This window comes from Arthrobacter sp. H41 (assembly GCF_000520535.1).
Lineage (GTDB): Bacteria > Actinomycetota > Actinomycetes > Actinomycetales > Micrococcaceae > Arthrobacter_D.
The window spans coordinates 38,751-41,133 of the sequence record NZ_KI914796.1 but is presented as its reverse complement, the minus strand read 5'-3'; the positions used below and the strand labels follow the sequence as shown (position 1 = coordinate 41,133).

3 protein-coding genes are annotated in these 2,383 nt (G+C 68.5%); 2 read left to right on the top strand and 1 reads right to left on the bottom strand.

What is annotated here, in order from left to right:
* Both Y705_RS23165 and purM read left to right on the top strand, forming a co-directional pair.
* Window positions 1-711, top strand: a 711-nt coding sequence (locus Y705_RS23165) for an amidophosphoribosyltransferase (RefSeq protein ID WP_275450805.1), incomplete at its 5' end; no start/stop codon positions are given.
* Window positions 708-1,823: a phosphoribosylformylglycinamidine cyclo-ligase gene (gene purM / locus Y705_RS0109710; RefSeq protein WP_026532713.1), complete on the top strand. Its 1,116-nt coding sequence runs from the start codon at window positions 708-710 to the stop codon at window positions 1,821-1,823. The genes Y705_RS23165 and purM, both read left to right, overlap by 4 nt.
* A 70-nt stretch (window positions 1,824-1,893) precedes the next feature.
* On the opposite strand, the gene Y705_RS21300 is transcribed toward purM, so the two are convergent.
* A partial coding sequence (locus Y705_RS21300) for an adenosine deaminase family protein (protein WP_444826176.1) occupies window positions 1,894-2,383 on the bottom strand: 490 nt, incomplete at its 5' end.

The following is a 2,383-nucleotide window of genomic DNA, read 5'->3' as shown; positions in this document are numbered from 1 at the left end:
TACGAGTCGAGGGTGGAGATGGGCCGCCAGCTGGCCCGCGAGAATTCCGCGGAGGGCGACATCGTCATCCCCGTGCCGGAATCCGGGACGCCGGCCGCCGTGGGCTTCGCCGAGGAATCCGGCATCCACTTCGCCCACGGTTTCGTGAAGAACGCCTACGTGGGCCGAACGTTCATCCAGCCCAGCCAAACCCTGCGGCAGCTCGGCATCCGCCTCAAACTCAATGCACTGGAATCGGTGATCCGGGGCAAGCGCATCATCGTGGTGGACGATTCGATCGTCCGCGGCAACACCCAGCGTGCGGTGGTTCGGATGCTGCGCGAAGCCGGTGCAGCGGAGGTCCACGTCAAGATCTCTTCCCCGCCGGTCCGCTGGCCGTGCTTCTATGGGATCGACTTCGCGTCCCGGGCCGAGCTGATCGCCAATGGCGCAGCGGTAGCCGAGATCAGCAAGTCGATCGGCGCCGACAGCCTCGCCTACATCTCCGAGGACGGCATGATCGCCGCGACGCAGCAGCCCCGCGAGCGCCTCTGCACCGCCTGCTTCACCGGGCAGTACCCCATCGAGCTTCCCGCCGACGACCGCCTGGGCAAGAACCTGCTCGAGCATTTGGACCCGGCGGACAAGACCGGAGCCAATGGGTGCGATCCCGGACCCGACAGTGAATTCGAAGCCGTACTGACTGACGCAGACAAGAAAGAGCGGGTATGAGCGCGCCTTCCAATCCGATCACCTACGCGAGCGCCGGAGTTGATGTCGAGGCGGGAGACCGCGCCGTCGAACTCATGAAGGATGCGGTCAAGGCCACCCACGGCAGCCAGGTCGTCGGCGGCGTCGGTGGTTTCGCCGGCCTCTATGATGTCTCGAAGCTGCTCACCTACCGGCGGCCGCTGCTGGCCACCTCCACCGACGGCGTGGGGACCAAGGTGGCGATCGCGCAGGCCATGGACATCCACGACACCATCGGCTTCGACCTCGTGGGCATGGTGGTGGACGACATCGTGGTGGTGGGTGCCGAGCCGCTGTTCATGACCGACTACATCGCGTGCGGCAAGGTTGTGCCGGAGCGCATCGCCGATATCGTGCGCGGTATCGCCGCAGCCTGCTCGGTGGCGGGCACGGCGCTGGTGGGCGGCGAAACGGCTGAGCACCCGGGGCTGCTGGGCGAGCATGAGTACGACGTCGCCGGTGCCGCCACGGGCGTTGTCGAGGCGGACCGGGTCCTCGGGCCGGAGCGGGTCCGCGACGGCGACGTCGTCATCGCGATGGCGTCCTCCGGCCTGCACTCGAACGGGTATTCGCTGGTTCGCCGCGTCATCAACCAGGCGGGGTGGACCCTGGACCGGCAGGTGTCCGAGCTCGGGCGCACGCTCGGTGAGGAACTCCTCGAACCGACGCGCGTCTACGCCGCGGACTGCCTCGCGCTCGCTCGCGACGACGCCGCCCAGGTGCACGGCTTCAGCCACGTCACCGGCGGCGGGCTCGCGGCGAACCTCGCGCGCGTGCTCCCGCGGGGCATGGAGGCCAACATCGACCGCTCCACCTGGGAGCTCCCACCCATCTTCACCCTTGTCTCACAGCTCGGTTCCGTGCCGCTGCCGGACCTCGAGCGCACGCTCAACCTCGGGGTGGGCATGGTGGCGATCGTCGGAGCCGAAGGCGCCGATGCGGCCCTTGCCCACCTGAACGCCGCCGGCGTTCCTTCCTGGGTGATGGGCAGCGTACAGGCAGCCAGCAATGCCGGCACGGACGGTCCGGACTACGTGCAGGGCGCCAAGGGTGTCGACGGCGGATCCGTACGGCTGCTCGGCGCCTACGCCTGAACCGGTTCGGGCGCCGGACCCCGGACTCAGCAGCGGAGCCCCCGTCCTGCTGATCCGTCGATCGGGCTCTCTATTGACCGTCGAGCCAGGCGTCGACGTCCGCGAGGAGGATCCGTCGTCGTGCCTCGCTGAGGAAAGCGGACCGGACGGCATTGGCCGCCAGCACTGCCAGTTGCCCGGAATCCAACCCGAACGCCTCCCGGACCTGGGCCACGTTCTCATCGAGGTAACCGCCGAAGTACGCCGGATCGTCGGAATGGACGGAAACGTTCAGGCCGCGCTCCAGCATGCGGGGCAGTGGGTGTTGTGCGAGGCTCTCGACCGCTCGCAGCCGCACGTTGGACAGCGGGCACACGGTGAGCGGCACCTGCTCGTCGACCAGCCGCCGCACAAGCTCCTCGTCCTCCATGCAACGGATCCCGTGATCGATCCGGTCGACCCGCAGCAGGTCCAGTGCCTGCCGGATGTAGTCGGGCGGCCCTTCCTCCCCGGCATGGGCGATGCACTTGAGGCCCGCCCGCCGGGCCCGCTCGTACAGCGCCACGAAGTTTCGGGGCGGG